The organism is Cedecea sp. NFIX57, assembly GCF_900177785.1.
Taxonomy (GTDB): Bacteria; Pseudomonadota; Gammaproteobacteria; order Enterobacterales; family Enterobacteriaceae; genus Cedecea; species Cedecea neteri_C.
Genome location: NZ_FXAS01000011.1, coordinates 1 through 18,524, shown reverse-complemented (window position 1 = coordinate 18,524; position 18,524 = coordinate 1). Strand labels below are relative to the sequence as shown.

The following is an 18,524-nucleotide window of genomic DNA, read 5'->3' as shown; positions in this document are numbered from 1 at the left end:
CTTATCCTTTGAGATTAACCAACCCATGTAGAACCTGATCCAGACCGCCAAAAACGGAAATTTTATCAATGCGCTCCGCGACTCTTTCGAGCGTTTCCAGTTCCTTAAGGCGCAACGCTACAGGGTTGTTTTCCATCACCTTTGCGGTATTCAGCAGCGAACGTGTGGCCGCCGTCTCTTCACGCCGACGGTTCACATTGGCCTGCGCCGATTTTTCGGCTTCAACCAGCCGGGACAAAATGGTTTTCATTTCACCCGGTAGCACAATGTCTTTTACGCCCAATGAAGCGATTTCAATGCCGAACGGGGCTATGCGGTTTTTCACTTGAGCGCTGACAACTTCATCAATAATCTGCTTATCCTCCAGCAGCTCATCCAGCGTTCGTGTTCCTACCGCTTCTCGCAGCGCAAATTGCAGCTCACGGTACAAATGCTCCACCGGTTTCGTTAACTGACCGAAGGCCTGCAACACATCGCTATAGCGCCAGTTTGCGGCCATGTTTAAACGCAGGTTTACCTTATCTTTGGTGAGGATCTCCTGCCCGCCGACCTCCAGAGCCTGCAGGCGGGTATCCACCACTTCAGCTTCCACTAAATGATTTATTTTCCACCATGCGGTCATGCCCGGCGGCAACAGCGTCTGAGTTTCACCATCAATTTTCAATACGCCAACGTGCCAGGCAGGCACAGAAACCACCAGGATGGCGTCTCGCCCTTTCACCGCGCCGTTTCGACGTGGCTGCAGGACTGCATTCATGACTTCGTCTGGTACCTGCACGTTTTGGGTATCGATACGTGCCAGCGTCAATGCATCCCCCGCCTGCCAGAACAAACGCTGCGTTGAAGGCGGCAAAATTTCCTGCAAAATGCCATTTACTGACAGAGCGCCAATTTCACCCTCGGCTAAATCCGCAGTCAGGCAGTAGCGCTCAACCCAGTCGGGCTGAAAACGACGCAAATACAGCGCTAGCGCCTCGGGGACTTCGCTCCCGTCCAGATTCACCACCAACACTTCAGGTTGGTTAAACCACGGCAGACGGTGTTCGCCTGCTTCCAGGACCTGATAGTAATCGCCCTGTCTCATCAACAACCCCAGTTGACCTTTTCGTATCGTTATTTTTTTCATTGTTTTCCTGTTCCTTAAAAATCAGGCGCGGGTAAGGGAGCGAGACCGCAGGGGAATTCCTTTTTGCCTGTGGCCCGGCGCCATTACCGGCAGCCCTCTTCGGAGCTTGCTGACCGCTCAAGGCTCCTTTGTCACTTTCTTCGTTAACAACCAGTTTCATTGGGAGAATGAATTGGGAATTGAACCCTTGTCTGTGCTTTCACGCTTACGGAACACACCCGAAAAACAGTCTGTACCGTTCCTGGTGTGCCGCTGGGGGTTAATCCCCTTTTGCGCTCAACACACTTACGTTATTGCCAGAAGCGTGCCAGAAAATAAAAAAGACAAATAAATTAGTTAACTTATTAATTTATAAGTTTTTTAAAAATAAACCTTCATTCATCTCTTGCTGGGGTCAGCCATCTTTTTTATCCTTTAATATCGATGTTTATCTTTTAGGATAAAAATGAAAAAACGGCGTGTGGTGATTGGCGTACTGGGCACGGTGCTGGATAAACGCGGCAAGCGGGCAAATCGCTTCCATAAATGGCGGCCAACGGTTGGCCTGTGCCAGCAGCCGGACTTCCCCGTTGATCGGCTCGAGCTGCTGTATCAGCCGAAAGACTCTGGCATGGCGGAGCAGTTATCGGACGATATCGCTCACGTTTCGCCTGATACGGACGTCCGCCGGCATCAGGTCATTATCAAAGATCCCTGGGACTTTGAAGAGGTGTATGCCGCCTTCCTTGATTTTGCCACCCGTTACGATTTCGATACCGCTAACGAAGAGTATTTGGTGCACATCACCACCGGGACACATGTCGCACAAATTTGCTGGTTTCTCCTGACGGAGGCGCGCTACCTCCCCGCCAGCCTGCTGCAAACCGGCCCGGCCCGGAAAGGCACCCCAGAAGAAGGCTCCCCCGCAGGTACCTACTCGGTTATCGATCTCGATTTAAGCCGCTATACCACCTTAACCAGCCGCTTTCAGCGGGAGCAGCAACAGTCGATTTCTTTCCTGAAAGCGGGCATCGACACGCGGAATACCACGTTTAACCAGTTGATCGACCGCATTGAGCGAGTTGCGCTCCGTTCCACGGCCCCCGTGCTGCTGACTGGCCCAACCGGGGCGGGTAAATCTTTCCTGGCAAAACGCATTTACCAACTCAAGCAAGCTCGCCATCAGGTTGCCGGCAAGTTGGTCGCGGTAAACTGCGCCACGCTGCGAGGCGATAACGCAATGTCCACGTTATTCGGGCATGTAAAAGGGGCGTTTACGGGCGCGCTTACGGCACGAACGGGCCTCTTACGTGAGGCCGATGGTGGCGTGCTATTTTTGGATGAAATCGCTGAGCTAGGGTTGGACGAACAGGCCATGCTACTGAAAGCGATTGAAGAAAAAACGTTTTTCCCGTTTGGTTCCGATAAAGAGGTACAGAGCGATTTTCAGCTAATCGCCGGCACCCACCGGGATATGCGCCAGTGGGTCACAGAGGGACGCTTTCGCGAAGATCTCTATGCCAGGATTAACATGTGGAGCTTTGCTCTGCCGGGCCTGGCGCAGCGGCGGGAAGACATTCCGCCCAACGTAGAGTACGAACTACAGCGCTTCTCTTCCGAAGCTCAAGCGCAAGTACGTTTTGATAAAGAGGCCAGGGACCATTATCTGAATTTTGCCTGTTCTGCACAGGCACAATGGCGCGGAAACTTCCGCGAGCTGAGCTCCTCCGTATCACGCATGGCAACCCTGGCGGAACAAGGGCGGATAACGCTGGAGGCCGTTAAGGAGGAGATCGCGCAGCTTAAGGAAAGCTGGCAAATCACCTCTCCTGATGTGGCGCCTAATCCAGACATAGATTTATTCGATCAACGTCAGCTGGAAACCGTGCTGGAGGTTTGCCGCCGCACCCAGTCACTTTCCGAGGCCGGGCGCGAACTTTTTGCCGTCTCGCGGCTGAAAAAGGCTAACCCGAATGATGCTGACCGCCTGCGTAAATATCTGGCACGTTTTAACCTGAGCTGGGACAGCGCCCACGGAGGCTAAAGCTCATAATTTGTTTGAATAATCTTCCTTGCCGCGATAAACAATAATCAGGGCCAGGCTCGATCCTAGCCCGCAATAATAAGCCAACACAACACAAACGCCGATTCGTTCAGAGGCCACCGCCGCAGAGTGGCTTGACTGGCGACGAAGCATTCGCAAGGAAAATCATATGGTTGCCACCCTAACCCGGCTGTTCCCGCTCTGGGCGCTGCTGCTCTCAGTCGCTGCGTATTATACCCCCTCAACCTTTACCCCAATTGGCCCGTGGGTCAGTACGCTGCTGATGCTCATTATGTTTGGCATGGGCGTGCATCTGCGACTTGAAGACTTTAAACGCGTGCTGTCGCGCCCGGCCCCGGTAGCTGCAGGCATTTTTCTGCATTACCTGGTGATGCCGCTGGCGGCGTGGCTGCTGGCGATGTTATTCCATATGCCGCCCGACCTGTCAGCCGGGATGGTGCTGGTTGGCAGCGTAGCCAGCGGCACGGCGTCCAACGTCATGATTTACCTGGCCAAAGGCGATGTTGCGCTCTCCGTGACTATCTCATCGGTTTCCACGCTGGTCGGCGTATTTGCCACGCCGCTGCTGACCCGTCTCTACGTCGACGCCGACATTAAAGTCGATGTGATGGGCATGCTGGTCAGCATTCTGCAAATCGTCATCATCCCGATTGGCCTTGGCCTGATTGTGCATCACCTGTTCCCACGCCTGGTGAAGCGCGTGGAGCCGTGGCTGCCTGCGTTTTCTATGCTTTGTATTCTCGCCATCATTAGCGCAGTTGTGGCAGGTTCGGCGTCACACATAGCCTCCGTGGGTCTGGTGGTGATTGTCGCGGTGATTCTGCATAACACTATTGGCCTGCTCGGCGGTTACTGGGGCGGGCGGCTGTTTGGGTTTGACGAGTCGACCTGCCGGACGCTGGCCATCGAAGTGGGAATGCAGAACTCTGGTCTTGCGGCCACGCTGGGCAAAATCTACTTCTCCCCGCTCGCGGCACTGCCTGGCGCATTGTTCTCCGTCTGGCACAATCTCTCCGGTTCTCTGCTGGCCGGGTATTGGTCTGGCAAGGCGATAACGCCGAAGCCAGACGACAAAAAATAATCGCTAAAAGCCTGCTGATGCAGGCTTTTTTGTCTCGTCGGCGCGGTGGGTTTGCTTTACACTGAGGGGCCTTTCTTGGGAGATTGCAACGATGGCTACAGCCAGACTGACACAGCAAGACATGACGGAAAGCGAACAGCGTGAGCTAAAAACGCTGCTGGATCGCGCCCGCATTGCCCACGGTCGTACGTTGACCAACTCAGAGACTAATCAGGTAAAAAAAGAGTACATCGACAAGCTGATGGCGGAACGTGCGCTGGCGGCCAAGAAAGCTCGCCAGCTGAAGAAACAAAATGCCTTAAAACCGGATACCACGACCACTTATTCATGGTCGGCCAATAATCACACGCGAGGTAAGCGCTAGTTTAACGGCCCTTCTTCTTCCGGCCTGGGGAAGCAAAGCGTTTACGCGAGGCAAGCTCAGCGGGCGTTTTTGCTGAGCTTTTCGGGCCGCTTACCAACGGTTTTTTCGCCGCCGCCGGGCTGGCCGCTTTTGGCTTCGCTTTTTTAGCCGGTTTCGCCTCTGAGGAGGAATCCTCAATCAGCTTAAACAGCTCAATCAGTTCATCATCCGTCAGGTCACGCCATTCCCCCAGCGGAATACCGGTGAGATTGACGTTCATGATGCGCGTACGCTCCAGCTTCGTCACTTCATAGCCAAAGTGTTCACACATACGGCGAATCTGGCGATTCAGCCCCTGCACCAGGGTGATGCGAAACGCAAACGGCGCTTCTTTTTTAACTTTGCATTTCTTAGTGACGGTCCCCAGAATCGGCACGCCCGCCCCCATACCACGAATAAACTCGTCGGTAACCGGCTTGTTCACCGTGACCACATACTCTTTCTCATGGTCGTTCCCGGCGCGCAGGATTTTGTTCACCAGGTCGCCGTGGTTGGTGAGGAAAATCAGCCCCTGAGAATCTTTGTCCAGGCGCCCAATAGGGAACACGCGCTTGCTGTGGTTCACATAGTCAACGATGTTGTCTTTCTCACCGTCTTCCGTGGTGCTTACAATCCCCACCGGCTTATTCAGTGCAATGAGCACCAGATCTTCTTCGTTGCGGGGTTCGATGAGCTGACCATTCACCTTCACGCTGTCGCCGGCAAAAACCTGATCGCCAATTTTGGCGCGTTTGCCGTTAATAAAAACGTTGCCCTGTTCGATGTAGCGATCGGCATCACGGCGTGAGCAGATCCCGCTCTCGCTGATGTATTTGTTAAGACGAATAGATGAATTAGTCAGCATGGCTCCTCCGAAAACCCAGGACTATACCTTACCCGCAGGGCGTTGCGAACCGCCTTTCTCACATTAACCAGCATCTCTGGAAGCTTCATCGTGAATCTTGAAATCGAGTTGCGAGTCGCTTTCAATATTCATCCCGTTCGTCGTCATCGTCCGGCTGGTCCAGCACGCTGTAGGCGACGGAACAGAACAACGAGTTCAGGCGTTTCATGTCCCCCAGCAGCCCGAGGTGCAGCGAGCTGGTCTCGATGCTCTGCACGTTCTGCTGGTGCAGGCGATCGACGTGGGCATGAGAGTAGCGGCGGTTCATGATGCGGAAGCGGTGTTTGTTCCGGCGCAGCCGGCGGGCGCTGCCCAGGTCGCTCGAAAAGAACACCGACAGGCTCAGCTGCAGGTTGCTGATCAGCTGCTGGAGCAGGTTATCCAGCTCGGTCAAGCCATCCGGCGAGAAGGCCCGGCGCGCGGCAAGGGATTTATCCGCCACTTCGCTCCCCATACGTTCGATGATGTCCGCCGCCTGCTCCAGGTTCAGAGACATTTCGATGATTTCCGCCCAGCGGCGCGATTCCATTTCCGCCAAATCTTCCTTCGGCATCTGCGCGAGGTAGAGTTTGATGGCGGTATACAGCACGTCCACGTCATCAGCCAGCTTACGCAGCTCTTTTTCCTGGCGCGGCTCGCCGTGCATCACCTTGCTCCAGGTTTCCAGCATCTGCTCAAGCACGTCGCCCATTCTCAGGGTTTCACGCGCAGCGTTAGATAACCCCAATGCGGGAGTATCCAGAGCCGTAGGATCGAGGTGCTTCGGCTTCATCCGGGCATCGACTTCCGGCGCTTCGCTGATCACCCGGCGGCAGAAGCGCGCCATGGGTTCGGCAAACGGCACCATCACCAGGCAACGAATCAGGTTGTAGAACACGTGGAAGTAGATAACCAGTTCAGATTCCGGCAGCGGCAGGTGGTGCATCAACCGGGCCAGGACATGCACAAACGGCAACACCAGCAGACTGCCCACCAGCTTGAACAGCAGACTGCCAAGCGCCACGCGACGCGCGGCAGCATTGGCAGCGCTGTTGTTGATCATTGCCAACAGGCCGGAGCCGAGGTTAGCCCCGATGACCAGGCACAGCGCCACATCAAACGAGATCACGCCGGTGGAGGTCAGCGTGGCCGTCAGCAGGACGGCGGCCAGACTCGAGTAGCTGATAATGGCAAACATCGCGCCAATCAGCGCGTCGAGCATGATGTCGCCGGTCAGGGAAGCAAAGATCACCTGGACGCCGTTCGCCTGGGTAATCGGCGTAACGGCCCCTACAATCAGCTCAAGCGCCAGCAGAATAAGGCCCAGGCCAATCCCCACGCGGCCAAGCTGCCCGGCGCGGGTCTGCTTGCGGCTGAGGAAGAAGATAACGCCGATGAAAATCAGCAGCGGCGAAAGCCATGAGAGATCGAAAGTCAGGATACGCGCCATTAGCGCTGTACCGACATCAGCCCCCAGCACAATCACCAGCGCAGGAGCGAGCGCCACCAAATCCTGGGCAACAAACGAGGTCACCAACATGGTGGTGGCATTACTGCTCTGCACCAGCGCGGTCACTCCTATCCCGGCGCAGAAGGCGAGCGGTTTCTTTTCTACGCTGTGGCTAAGCACACTGCGCAGGTTGGCACCGTAAACGCGCATGATACCAGTGCGCACAATATGCGTGCCCCAGACCAGCAGCGAAACGGCGGACAGCAGGTGTAACAACGTCAGCACGGATTCTTGTTCTCCTTATCGTTTTTAGGGTTCCCGAAGCAAAAATAGCCACCATCCTTCAGTATAAGGGTTTAACTTCAATAAAGAGACAAGGCGCCCCCAGAGCGCCTTGTAAGTTGTAAGGAAAGATAACAGGTTTGTGAGTCAGTCGGCGTCGTAACCGAGGTTTGGCGCAAGCCAGCGTTCAACCTCGGTTACCGGCATGCCTTTACGTCGGGCGTAATCTTCGACCTGGTCACGCTGAATTTGCGCGACGGCAAAGTACTTACTGTCCGGATGGCTGAAGTACCACCCTGAAACGGACGCACCGGGCCACATGGCGTAAGACTCGGTGAGTTTCATGCCAATCACGTTTTCGACGTCAAGCAGCGCCCAGATGGCCGCTTTTTCCGTGTGCTCCGGGCAGGCCGGATAGCCTGGGGCCGGACGAATCCCCTGATAATTCTCGCGAATCAGTTCCTCGTTGCTGAGGTTTTCTGTGGCCGCATAGCCCCAGTAGACTTTACGCACGCGCTCGTGCAGATATTCTGCAAAAGCTTCGGCCAGGCGGTCGGCAACCGCTTTCACCATAATTTTATTGTAATCATCGTGCTGCGCATCGTAGGCATCAGCCAGTGCATCTTCTTCAATACCGCCGGTGACCGCAAAAGCGCCGATGTAGTCGGCTTTACCGCTGTGTTTAGGCGCAACAAAATCGGCAATGCAGTAGTTCGGGAAGCCGCTCTTTTCCGTTTGCTGGCGCAGATGGCGACTGAAGCCTTTAACCTGAGATCGTGTTTCATCGGCATAAATTTCCACGTCGTCCCCCACGCGATTCGCCGGGAACAGTCCGACCACGCCGCGCGGCGTCATTGTTTTCGTCCGGTGGAGCATATCCAGCATCTCGTTAGCGTCTTTAAACAGGCGTTTTGCCTCCTCGCCAACAACCTCATCTTCCAGAATGCGGGGGTATTTCCCGGCCAGCGACCAGGTCATGAAGAACGGCGTCCAGTCGATATAGTTCCGCAGCGTTTCAATACTGGCGGTCACTTCCTGCACCCCCAGCCGATGCGGAACCGGAGGCGTATAGCTTTCCCAGTCGAAAGGCAGATCGTTATCCCGCGCGACTTCCAGCGTAACTGGCGGCGTGCGCGGTTTTTTACGCGCGTGCTGCGTACGAACAACTTCGTACTCTTTGCGAGTGCGGGCGACAAACTCATCGCGCTGGGTTTCTGAAAGTAGAGCAGAAACCACGCCAACGGTACGTGACGCATTCTGCACGTAGACGGTTGGCCCGCTGTAGTTCTGCTCTATTTTCACCGCCGTGTGGGCTTTTGAGGTGGTCGCGCCGCCGATCAGCAGCGGCAGCGTAAAGCCCTGGCGCTCCATCTCTTTGGCCACGTTGACCATTTCGTCCAGCGATGGGGTGATAAGCCCTGACAGGCCGATGATATCGGCCCCGACTTCACGGGCGGTTTTCAAAATTTTCTCACCGGGCACCATCACGCCAAGATCAATAATCTCGTAGTTGTTACATTGCAGCACCACGCCGACGATGTTCTTGCCTATGTCATGCACGTCGCCTTTGACGGTGGCCAGCACGATTTTACCGTTGCTGCTGCCCTGCTCTTTGCTGGCTTCAATGTACGGCTCAAGGTATGCCACCGCCTGCTTCATCACGCGGGCAGACTTCACCACCTGCGGCAGGAACATTTTCCCTTCGCCGAACAAATCACCCACCACGTTCATTCCGGCCATCAGCGGGCCTTCAATCACTTCAATGGGTCGAGCCGACTGCTGGCGGGCTTCTTCGGTATCCGCTTCAATAAACTCGGTGATGCCTTTCACCAGCGAATATTCCAGACGCTTCGCCACATCCCAGCTACGCCATTCCGCCAGTTGAGCATTGGCACCGTCATCGCTTTTGCTACCGCGATATTTTTCAGCCAGCTCCAGCAGACGCTCGGTACTGTCGTCGCGGCGGTTGAGAATGACGTCTTCGACGGCATCCCGCAGTTCAGCGGGAAGATCGTCGTATATCGCCAGTTGCCCGGCGTTGACAATCCCCATGTCCATGCCGTTGCGAATCGCGTAATAGAGGAATACCGCGTGAATGGCTTCGCGCACCGGATCGTTGCCGCGGAAGGAGAAGGAGACGTTAGACACGCCACCAGAGATCATCGCATGGGGCAGTTCGCGCTTAATGTCTTCGCAGGCGCCGATAAAATCCTGGGCGTAATTGTTGTGTTCTTCGATGCCGGTCGCCACCGCGAAGATATTCGGGTCAAAAATGATATCTTCCGGCGGGAAACCCACCTCTTCGGTAAGAATTTTATAGGCCCGGCGGCAAATCTCGATTTTACGCTCGCGCGTATCGGCCTGGCCGACCTCATCAAACGCCATCACCACCATCGCCGCGCCGTAGCGGCGTACCAGCTTCGCATGGTGGATAAACGGCTCAATGCCTTCTTTCATGGAAATCGAGTTAACGATGCCTTTGCCCTGAATGCACTTCAGCCCTTTTTCGATCACGTCCCATTTCGAGGAGTCGATCATGATCGGCACCCGGGCAATATCCGGTTCACCGGCAATCAGGTTCAGGAAACGTACCATCGCCGCCTCGGCATCCAGCATCCCTTCATCCATGTTGATGTCGATGATTTGCGCGCCGCTGGCGACCTGCTGCAGCGCTACGTCCAGCGCTTCGCTGTATTTCTCTTCTTTGATCAGACGCTTGAATTTTGCCGAGCCGGTGACGTTGGTGCGTTCGCCGACGTTAACGAACAGGCTATCTGCGCCGATGTTCAATGGCTCAAGCCCGGCAAGCCGACAGGCAACCGGCAGATCGGGAAGTTTTCGCGGCGCAACACCTGCTACCGCCGCGCTCATTGCGGCGATATGCGCAGGCGTTGTCCCGCAACAGCCGCCGACAATGTTCAGGAACCCGGCCTGCGCCCATTCCCCAATCTGCTGCGCCATCACTTCCGCATCAAGGTCGTATTCGCCAAAAGCGTTTGGCAGACCAGCATTAGGGTGAGCCGTCACGTAGCACTCAGCAATGCGCGACAGTTCAGCCACGTACTGGCGGAGTTCGTCCGGCCCCAGCGCACAGTTCAGGCCGAAAGAGAGCGCATCGGCGTGGCGTAGGGAGTTATAGAAAGCTTCCGTCGTCTGACCGGAAAGCGTACGGCCTGACGCATCGGTAATAGTGCCGGAAATCATGATCGGCAGGTCAACGCCGAGCGCTTCAAATTCCGCTTTTACGGCGAAGATGGCGGCTTTGGCGTTCAGGGTGTCGAACACTGTTTCGATCATGATCAAGTCGGCCCCGCCTTCCACCAGCGCCCTGGTCGATTCGCGGTAAGCGGCAACCAGCTGATCAAAGGTGATGTTGCGGAAGGCCGGGTCGTTCACATCCGGGGAAATCGACGCCGTGCGGTTGGTTGGGCCAAGCACACCGGCGACGTAACGCGGTTTTTCCGGCGTGCGAGCCGTCCATTCGTCAGCACAGGCTCGCGCCAGCTTAGCGGCTTCGTAGTTAATTTCCGCCGACAGCGACTCCATTTGGTAATCCGCCATCGCAATGGTAGTGGAGTTAAAGGTGTTGGTTTCGACGATGTCTGCGCCAGCTTCAAAGTAGGCATAGTGAATAGCGGCGATAATTTCCGGTTTGCTGAGCACCAGCAGGTCATTATTGCCTTTGAGGTCACACGGCCAGTCGGCAAAACGCTCGCCGCGGAAATCACTCTCATCAAGACGGTAGCTTTGGATCATGGTCCCCATACCGCCGTCCAGCACCAAAATGCGTTCACTCAGTTGTTGCTTCAGCTTCTCTACATTGTTGCTCACGCTCACTCCCACCTGTTTTCCCTGCCTGACGGATATGCCATCCCATACTTGCACAATCTATAGGGTCGTAAAAGCCGCATGTCGGGAACATGAGAGATGTTCAGCATCACTCCTCCGATCAGTCTGAGTAGCGGTTGCAAATTCGCCAAATAAAACGAAAATGATTTCCACGATACGAAAAAGGAGTCCGGTATGGTTGCTACAGTCCCCGCTAAACGAGGTAAGAAACCCCGCGCCGCAGCCGCTGCGGCTCCGGCTGCTACCGGGCAAGTGCAGTCCCTGACCCGCGGCCTTAAGCTGCTGGAGTGGATCGCCGAATCTCACGGTAGTGTGGCGCTCACCGAGCTTGCCCAGCAGGCTGGTTTGCCCAATTCCACCACCCACCGCCTGCTCACCACGATGCAGCAGTTAGGCTTTGTGCATCAGGTCGGCGATCTTGGCCACTGGACGATTGGCGCGCACGCATTTGTCGTCGGCAGCAGCTTCCTGCAAAGCCGCAATCTGCTGGCCATTGTGCACCCGATTCTGCGCAAACTGATGGAAGCCTCCGGTGAAACCGTCAACCTCGCGGTGCTCGACAAGAGCGATCACCAGGCGATTATTATCGACCAGGTTCAGTGCACGCAGCTGATGCGTATGTCGGCGCCCATTGGCGGCAAGCTGCCGATGCACGCGTCCGGTGCGGGCAAGGCGTTTCTGGCCCAGCTTAACGACGACGAACTGGCCGGCCTGCTGCACCGCAAAGGCCTGCACAGTTACACGCCGGCAACGCTGACTTCACCGCTGCATTTGAAAGAAGATTTAGCGCAAACCCGCAAGCGTGGTTATTCGTTTGACGATGAAGAACATGCGCTGGGGCTGCGTTGCGTAGCCTCGTGCATCTACGATGAACATCATGAAGCGTTTGCGGCGATCTCCATTTCTGGCCCGATTTCACGCATCACCGATGACCGCGTGACGGAGCTGGGTGCACTGGTGATCAAAGCGGCGAAGGAAATTACTCTGGCTTACGGCGGCGGGCGCTAGCCCGCTCGCTTCACTTCCCCAAACCGCTGGCTAAAGCGCTGGCGGCGGCGGTAAGCATAAACATCTTCGACATAGCCATCGCGGATGCGGGTTTGCAAAGCACGCCAAAAGTCGGCGCGGAACAGGTCGGCGTGCATTTCATCGAATAGCGGGCGAATGCGTTTGTCCGCGCAAAGATAGTGCCGGAACTCTTCCGGGAAGACATCTCCCGGCGAGATGCTGTACCACGGCTCCGAAGAGAGTTCATCTTCCGGGTAACGCGGCGGCGGAATATCCCGGAAATTTACCTCGGTCATGTAGCAAATTTCATCGTAATCGTAGAACACCACCCGCCCGTGGCGCGTCACGCCAAAGTTTTTAAACAGCATGTCGCCAGGGAAGATGTTGGCTGCCGCCAGCTGACGAATGGCGTTGCCGTACTCTTCCACCGCATCTCTTAACTGCTGACCTTCTACCTGCTCCAGCCACAGGTTAAGCGGCACCATTCGCCGCTCAATGTAGAGATGGCTGATGGCAATGCGGTCGCCAAGATCAGTCAGTTTTTCAGGCACTTCTTCCTGCAGCAACGCCATGAGATCGGAACTTATCTGCCGCTTATCCAGCACGAAGTTTTCAAACTCCTGCGTATCCGCCATGCGCCCCACGCGGTCATGCTCTTTTACCAGTTGGTAGCAGGCACGGACTCTTTCGGCGGTGACTTCTTTCTGCGGCGCGAACTTGTCTTTTATCACTTTAAACACGCGATCAAAGCCCGGCAGCGTGAAGACCAACATCACCATGCCGCGTATGCCGGGTGCCTCAATAAACTGCTCATGCGTGCCGTGAATGTAGGTCAGATATTCGCGATAGCTTTCGGTTTTGCCGTGCTTCTGGCAGCCAATCGCCATGTACAGCTCGGCGGTGGTTTTTCCCGGTAAAATCTCGCGCAGCCACTCAACAAGCGCTGCGGGGAAAGGGGCATACACCATGAAATAAGAACGGGCGAAGCCGAAAACGATACTGGCTTCAGGCGAGCTGGTCAGGCAGGTGTCCACCAATAACCGGCCATCCTCCGTGCGATGGATCGGCAATAAAAAGGGAATTTTTCCTCCCGGCAGCACCAGCTTGCCAACCAGCCAGGCGGCTTTATTGCGATAAAACAGTTCATTAGCCACTTCCAGCGTGGCCGTTCGCAATGCTTCTGCGCCGAAGGTTTCATGCAGATGAGCGAGGATAAAACCCACATCCCGCGCAATATCCTGCCACGGCAGGCGAAGCGGGAGATCGGAGAGCAAGGTCGTGAGCAACGTCGTCCAGCCCTGCTCCGGGAGAAATGTTTTTGCCAGTGGGCGAGGCAGCGGCCGAAGCTGCTTGCCAGCCTGTGAGCTGAAGATAAAAAGCCGCTCGGGAGTAAGCGAGCGGTGGTCGAAGAGCCGACAATAGACAGAATTAAAAAAGCTTTCGGCAATTTCAAAGCGTGGATAATCCGGCAGCAAGCGGGTGTATTGCTCTTTCACGCGCAGCAAAAAGGCCGCGTCGGTATTTTGCCCACCAGTGATGCAGCGAAGCTGTTCTACGACGAGACCTACGTGGTGATCGTACAGGTTGATGCGGCTTTTCATCGCCTGCTGAACGGCGTGCCAGTCGGCCTGTTCAAAGCGCTGCTGGGCACCCGCGGTGACCTCCAGAAATCGACCGTATTGCGCGTCGAACCCCTGCAGGATGGTGTGGGCAATTAACAGCTCCAGCCTGTGTGACATTTATTTCTCCCCTCACCCCGGCCCTCTCCCAAAGGAGAGGGGGAAAATAAAGTTTGTTCAGAACTGCTCTTCTTCAGTCGAACCTGTCAGCGCCGTGACGGAAGAAGCCCCGCCCTGGATGACGGTGGTTACACGGTCAAAGTAGCCGGTCCCCACTTCCTGTTGGTGAGAAACGAAGGTGTAGCCTTCGGAAGCGGCAGCAAACTCAGGCTGCTGTACTTTCTCAACGTAGTGGCGCATCCCCTCACCCTGCGCATAAGAGTGCGCCAGATCGAACATGTTGAACCACATGCTGTGGATCCCCGCCAGGGTGATGAACTGGTATTTGTAGCCCATGTCCGACAGTTCTTGCTGGAAGGACGCGATGGTTTTGTCATCGAGGTTTTTCTTCCAGTTAAAGGACGGCGAGCAGTTGTAGGCCAGCAGTTTGCCAGGGAAGCGTGCGTGGATGGCTTCCGCGAAGCGACGGGCCTGGTCCAGATCAGGTTTAGAAGTTTCACACCAGACCAGGTCGGCATAAGGTGCGTAGGCCAGGCCACGGCTGATAGCCTGCTCAATGCCCGCGCGGGTACGATAGAAACCTTCCTGTGTGCGCTCACCGGTGATGAATTCGCGGTCGTATTCGTCGCAGTCGGAGGTGATCAGATCTGCGGCATCAGCATCGGTACGGGCGATCAGCAGCGTTGGAACCCCCATCACGTCAGCCGCCAGACGAGCAGCAGTCAGCTTCTGGATAGCTTCCTGAGTGGGGACCAGGACTTTGCCGCCCATGTGGCCGCATTTCTTCACGGAAGCAAGCTGGTCTTCAAAGTGCACCGCAGCGGCACCGGCCTGAATCATCGACTTCATCAGTTCGAAGGCGTTCAGCACGCCGCCAAAACCGGCTTCTGCATCGGCAACGATAGGCAGGAAGTAGTCAATGTGGCGCGGATCGCCTGGTTCAATATTGGATGCCCACTGGATCTGATCCGCACGCTGGAAACTGTTGTTGATCCGATCGACAACAGCAGGGACAGAGTTCGCCGGGTAAAGTGACTGATCCGGGTACATGCTGGACGCCAGGTTCGCGTCCGCCGCAACCTGCCAGCCGGAGAGGTAAATGGCTTCGATGCCGGCTTTAGCCTGCTGTAGAGCCTGGCCTCCGGTTAACGCCCCCAGACTGTTTACGTAGCCTTTTTTCGACTCACCGTGCAGCAGGCGCCAGAGTTTAGCCGCCCCGTGCTGTGCCAGAGTACATTCCGGGGTCAGTGAACCGCGCAGTTTCACGACGTCTTCTGCGCTATAGGTACGCTTGATGCCTTCCCAACGCGGCTGTGTCCATTCTTGTTGTACTTGTTGAATCTGTTGGCTACGAGAGGTTTTCATTTCAGATGCTCCATTTTTATAGGGTTAGGTTCAGGCAAGCAGGCGGTAGCCCGGCAGCGTCAGGAAGTCGATTAACTCTTCTGAGGTGGTAATTTGTTCCATCAGCCGTGCAGCTTCATCGAAGCGTCCCTGGCTAAAACGCTGGTCGCCCAGCTCTTCCTGAATCACCAACATCTCTTCGGCAAGCATCTGGCGGAACAGCGCTTTCGTCACGGTCTGGCCGTTGCTTAGCGTCTTTTGGTGGTGGATCCATTGCCAGATAGAAGTACGGGAAATTTCAGCGGTCGCGGCATCTTCCATCAGCCCGTAGATAGGCACGCAGCCGTTGCCGGAGATCCACGCCTCGATGTACTGCACCGCAACGCGGATGTTAGCGCGCATACCTTCTTCAGTGCGTTCACCAGGGCAAGGTTCAAGCAACTGTGCCGCAGTAATGGGTGCATCTTCGCTGCGGCTGATGTCCAGCTGGTTCTGGCGCTCACCCAGCGCTTTGCCAAAGACCTCAACAACCGTGTCCGCCAGGCCCGGATGCGCAATCCAGGTACCATCATGGCCGTTGTTGGCCTCCATCTCTTTGTCCGCTTTGACTTTGTTGAGTACCCATTCATTACGCGCGCTGTCTTTGCTCGGGATAAAGGCCGCCATGCCGCCCATCGCAAAGGCACCGCGACGATGACAGGTCTTGATCAGCAGGCGCGAGTAGGCGTTCAGGAAAGGCTTATCCATCGTCACGGATTGCCTGTCCGGCAGGACGCGATCCGGGTGGTTTTTCAGGGTTTTGATGTAGCTGAAGATGTAGTCCCAACGGCCACAGTTCAGGCCCACTATGTGATCTTTCAGAGCATGCAGGATCTCGTCCATCTGGAAGACAGCAGGCAGTGTTTCGATCAGTAAAGTTGCTTTAATGGTGCCGCGTGGCAGATCGAAGCGATCTTCCGTAAAGCTGAAGACTTCGCTCCACCAGGCCGCTTCCTGCCATGACTGAGTTTTGGGCAGATAGAAATAAGGGCCACTGCCTTTAGCCAGCAGGGCATCCACGTTGTGGAAGAAATAGAGCCCGAAGTCGAACAGACTGCCAGGGATCGCTTCCCCGCGCCAGGTCACGTGTTTTTCAGGCAGATGCAGGCCGCGCACGCGGCAAACCAGTACCGCCGGGTCCGGCTTCAGCTGATAGATTTTTCCCGCTTCGTTTGTCCAGCTGATGGTGCCGTTAATCGCGTCGCGCAGGTTGATTTGCCCGTCGATGACTTTGCTCCAGCTCGGCGCCAGAGAATCTTCGAAGTCGGCCATAAAGACTTTTACGTTAGCATTCAGGGCGTTGATCACCATTTTGCGTTCAACCGGCCCGGTAATTTCTACCCTGCGGTCGAGCAGATCCTGCGGAATACCACGAATCTGCCAGTCACTTTTACGAATGGAATCGGTTTCCGAATTGAAATCAGGAAGCTTTCCGCCGTCGATGGCCTGCTGTTCAGCAATGCGGGATGCCAGCAGCTTGTTGCGCTGTGGGGTAAAGCGACTCACCAGCTCGCCGAGGAATTCTACGGCTTCCGGGGTGAGGATCTGCTTTTCTTGCTCGCCAAACGGCTGGCTAAAGGCCAGCTCTTCGCTAACTGTCTGTTGTGTCATTCGGTTACTCCTTCGTCTTATCCCGTCGAGACGGCCAAAAGTGAATCGCGCACGGCTGTGCAGTTTTCATGCAACAGAATTAAGACTACTTCATGAATTTTTAAAATCAAAAACAATTTCCATTTTTAATTTTAAATTGATTTATCGTATTGATATTTATTGAATTAAAGTTTAATCAAGGAGGGAAGTGGTTTTCAGAAAAGAAAAAAGGCGCCGAAGGCGCCTGGGATGGGAAGCTGAAACGCTTAATCGAGCGTCGGGTTCATGTGGCGAAGGTCGAATGGCGTAATCTGGTAGACGTAGTAGTTCAGCCAGTTGGTGAACAGCAAATTGCCATGGCTACGCCAGGTCGCGTGAGGTTTTTTCGCCGGATCGTCGCCCGGGAAGTAGTTATAAGGTACCTCGGGCTGAAGCCCCGCATCGACATCGCGGAAGTACTCGCCGGACAGCGTCACCGCATCATATTCCGGGTGGCCGGTCACGAACGCGATACGCTTATCCCTGCTGCCAAACAGATAGGCATCGCCCTGTTCAGTTTCGGCAAAGATCTCCAGATCGGTGTAATCCCGGATCAGCTGCGCAGGAAAATCAGCATAGCGAGAGTGAGGCGCCAGGAATGAATCATCAAACCCGCGCGTCAGCAAAGCATGGGGCTGGGTAACATGGTGCTCGTAGACGCCAGAAAGTTTTTCATCCCGGGTTTGTTTTGGAATACCGTATAAAATATTCAGCGCGGCCTGGACGGCCCAGCAGACAAAAAGCGTCGAGGTGACATGATCTTTGGCCCATTCCAGCACCTGCTGGATTTGCGGCCAGTATGCCACATCATTAAATTCAACCAGCCCGAGAGGCGCACCGGTGACGATCAATCCGTCATAGTTGTCGTGTTTAATGTCGTCAAAGTTACAGTAAAAGTTATTGAGGTGCTCGCCAGGTGTATGGCGAGATTCACGACTGTCGATGCGCAGCAGCTGGATATCCACCTGCAGTGGAGAGTTGGAGAGCAACCGCAGGAACTGGTTTTCCGTCTCAATTTTCTTTGGCATCAGATTCAGGATCAGTACCTTTAACGGACGTATTTCCTGATTGCTGGCGCGCGATGTCGTCATCACAAAGACGTTTTCTTCACGCAGGAAATTGACGGCTGGTAGCTCGTCCTGCACCCGAATCGGCATAACCTTATATCCTCAAAGCATACGTTTAAACGTTTAGACATCCAGACACCTGACGATACCGAGTTTATGGATCAATGTCGAGTCAGAAGCGAAAAGGTGAAAATGTTTCATTTAAGAGTGATGATGCAGAGTAGATATTTACGCTGGATTGAAGGCAAGGACGTAGTGAATATGTCTGTTTAAGGAAGGTAAAATATGAAGCGTACAAAAGCAAAAGGCCCAGTCTTTCGACTGAGCCTTTCGCTTTTATTTGATGCCTGGCCGTTGTATGCCGGGCTGTCCTGCCCGTCACCCTGCGGGCAGCCTCCGGCTGTGCAAAATCGTTCCTGACGATTTTGTCCTGCTCTCTGAGAGTTGAAAGTGGCAGAAACCAGAAAACAAAAAACCCCAGCCATCAGGCTGAGGTTTTCTGTTTTATTTGATGCCTGGCAGTTCCCTACTCTCGCATGGGGAGACCCCACACTACCATCGGCGCTACGGCGTTTCACTTCTGAGTTCGGCATGGGGTCAG

The 18,524-nt window shown here is 55.1% G+C and carries 12 protein-coding genes and 1 rRNA gene; 4 read left to right on the top strand and 9 right to left on the bottom strand.

Annotated elements, in window-relative coordinates; all coding sequences use genetic code 11:
- Position 1: 1 nt before the first annotated feature.
- Positions 2–1,126 carry a slipin family protein gene (locus tag B9Y90_RS11200; RefSeq protein WP_085541265.1) on the bottom strand — a complete coding sequence of 375 codons (1,125 nt, stop codon included), beginning with the start codon at positions 1,124–1,126 and terminating at the stop codon, positions 2–4.
- A gap of 445 nt (positions 1,127–1,571) precedes the next feature.
- Here B9Y90_RS11200 and rtcR point away from each other — a divergent pair, with 445 nt between their 5' ends.
- The 3 genes from rtcR to B9Y90_RS11185 all read left to right on the top strand — a co-directional run bounded on the left by rtcR (position 1,572) and on the right by B9Y90_RS11185 (position 4,615).
- Positions 1,572–3,149 carry an RNA repair transcriptional activator RtcR gene (rtcR, locus tag B9Y90_RS11195; protein WP_085541264.1) on the top strand — a complete coding sequence of 526 codons (1,578 nt, stop codon included), beginning with the start codon at positions 1,572–1,574 and terminating at the stop codon, positions 3,147–3,149.
- A 169-nt stretch (positions 3,150–3,318) separates the two neighbouring features.
- Complete coding sequence (panS, locus tag B9Y90_RS11190; RefSeq protein WP_085541263.1) at positions 3,319–4,251, top strand: ketopantoate/pantoate/pantothenate transporter PanS; 933 nt, start codon at positions 3,319–3,321, stop codon at positions 4,249–4,251.
- 91 nt (positions 4,252–4,342) lie between these two features.
- Positions 4,343–4,615, top strand: coding sequence for a YjbD family protein (locus B9Y90_RS11185; RefSeq protein ID WP_008455871.1), 273 nt, complete (start codon positions 4,343–4,345; stop codon positions 4,613–4,615).
- A 1-nt stretch (position 4,616) separates the two neighbouring features.
- Here B9Y90_RS11185 and rluF read toward each other — a convergent pair whose 3' ends face one another.
- The 3 genes from rluF to metH form a co-directional block, all read right to left on the bottom strand.
- The gene (gene rluF / locus B9Y90_RS11180; RefSeq protein ID WP_085541262.1) at positions 4,617–5,498 is read right to left on the bottom strand and encodes a 23S rRNA pseudouridine(2604) synthase RluF; all 882 of its coding nucleotides are present in this window, start codon (positions 5,496–5,498) and stop codon (positions 4,617–4,619) included.
- Between the two features lie 121 nt (positions 5,499–5,619).
- Positions 5,620–7,251, bottom strand: coding sequence for a Na/Pi cotransporter family protein (locus tag B9Y90_RS11175; protein WP_008455880.1), 1,632 nt, complete (start codon positions 7,249–7,251; stop codon positions 5,620–5,622).
- Between the two features lie 144 nt (positions 7,252–7,395).
- Positions 7,396–11,079 carry a methionine synthase gene (gene metH / locus B9Y90_RS11170; RefSeq protein ID WP_085541347.1) on the bottom strand — a complete coding sequence of 1,228 codons (3,684 nt, stop codon included), beginning with the start codon at positions 11,077–11,079 and terminating at the stop codon, positions 7,396–7,398.
- A gap of 192 nt (positions 11,080–11,271) precedes the next feature.
- Between metH and iclR the strand changes: the two genes are divergently transcribed.
- Complete coding sequence (gene iclR, locus B9Y90_RS11165; protein ID WP_039289289.1) at positions 11,272–12,105, top strand: glyoxylate bypass operon transcriptional repressor IclR; 834 nt, start codon at positions 11,272–11,274, stop codon at positions 12,103–12,105.
- Here the strand turns inward: iclR and aceK are convergent.
- The 5 genes from aceK to rrf form a co-directional block, all read right to left on the bottom strand.
- Positions 12,102–13,844, bottom strand: a complete 1,743-nt coding sequence (aceK, locus tag B9Y90_RS11160; RefSeq protein WP_085541261.1) for a bifunctional isocitrate dehydrogenase kinase/phosphatase — start codon at positions 13,842–13,844, stop codon at positions 12,102–12,104. The two genes, iclR and aceK, sit on opposite strands and share 4 nt — an antisense overlap.
- A gap of 57 nt (positions 13,845–13,901) precedes the next feature.
- Positions 13,902–15,209 (bottom strand): isocitrate lyase, encoded by a 1,308-nt coding sequence (aceA, locus tag B9Y90_RS11155; RefSeq protein WP_039289285.1) that lies wholly within the window; start codon positions 15,207–15,209, stop codon positions 13,902–13,904.
- Between the two features lie 30 nt (positions 15,210–15,239).
- Entirely contained in the window at positions 15,240–16,838 is a 1,599-nt protein-coding gene (aceB, locus tag B9Y90_RS11150) for a malate synthase A (protein ID WP_085541260.1), read from the bottom strand.
- A gap of 245 nt (positions 16,839–17,083) precedes the next feature.
- Positions 17,084–18,013: a homoserine O-acetyltransferase MetA gene (metA, locus tag B9Y90_RS11145; RefSeq protein ID WP_085541259.1), complete on the bottom strand. Its 930-nt coding sequence runs from the start codon at positions 18,011–18,013 to the stop codon at positions 17,084–17,086.
- 423 nt (positions 18,014–18,436) lie between these two features.
- Positions 18,437–18,524: ribosomal RNA gene (gene rrf, locus B9Y90_RS11140) — 5S ribosomal RNA — on the bottom strand; the annotation flags it as partial.

What these genes read in the sequence shown, in the direction of transcription:
- aceB (WP_085541260.1), bottom strand. Translation starts at nt 16,838, where the DNA reads ATGACACAACAGACAGTTAGCGAAGAGCTGGCCTTTAGCCAGCCGTTT.
- aceA (WP_039289285.1), bottom strand. Translation starts at nt 15,209, where the DNA reads ATGAAAACCTCTCGTAGCCAACAGATTCAACAAGTACAACAAGAATGG.
- aceK (WP_085541261.1), bottom strand. Translation starts at nt 13,844, where the DNA reads ATGTCACACAGGCTGGAGCTGTTAATTGCCCACACCATCCTGCAGGGG.
- metA (WP_085541259.1), bottom strand. Translation starts at nt 18,013, where the DNA reads ATGCCGATTCGGGTGCAGGACGAGCTACCAGCCGTCAATTTCCTGCGT.
- B9Y90_RS11185 (WP_008455871.1), top strand. Translation starts at nt 4,343, where the DNA reads ATGGCTACAGCCAGACTGACACAGCAAGACATGACGGAAAGCGAACAG.
- rluF (WP_085541262.1), bottom strand. Translation starts at nt 5,498, where the DNA reads ATGCTGACTAATTCATCTATTCGTCTTAACAAATACATCAGCGAGAGC.
- iclR (WP_039289289.1), top strand. Translation starts at nt 11,272, where the DNA reads ATGGTTGCTACAGTCCCCGCTAAACGAGGTAAGAAACCCCGCGCCGCA.
- rtcR (WP_085541264.1), top strand. Translation starts at nt 1,572, where the DNA reads ATGAAAAAACGGCGTGTGGTGATTGGCGTACTGGGCACGGTGCTGGAT.
- B9Y90_RS11200 (WP_085541265.1), bottom strand. Translation starts at nt 1,126, where the DNA reads ATGAAAAAAATAACGATACGAAAAGGTCAACTGGGGTTGTTGATGAGA.
- panS (WP_085541263.1), top strand. Translation starts at nt 3,319, where the DNA reads ATGGTTGCCACCCTAACCCGGCTGTTCCCGCTCTGGGCGCTGCTGCTC.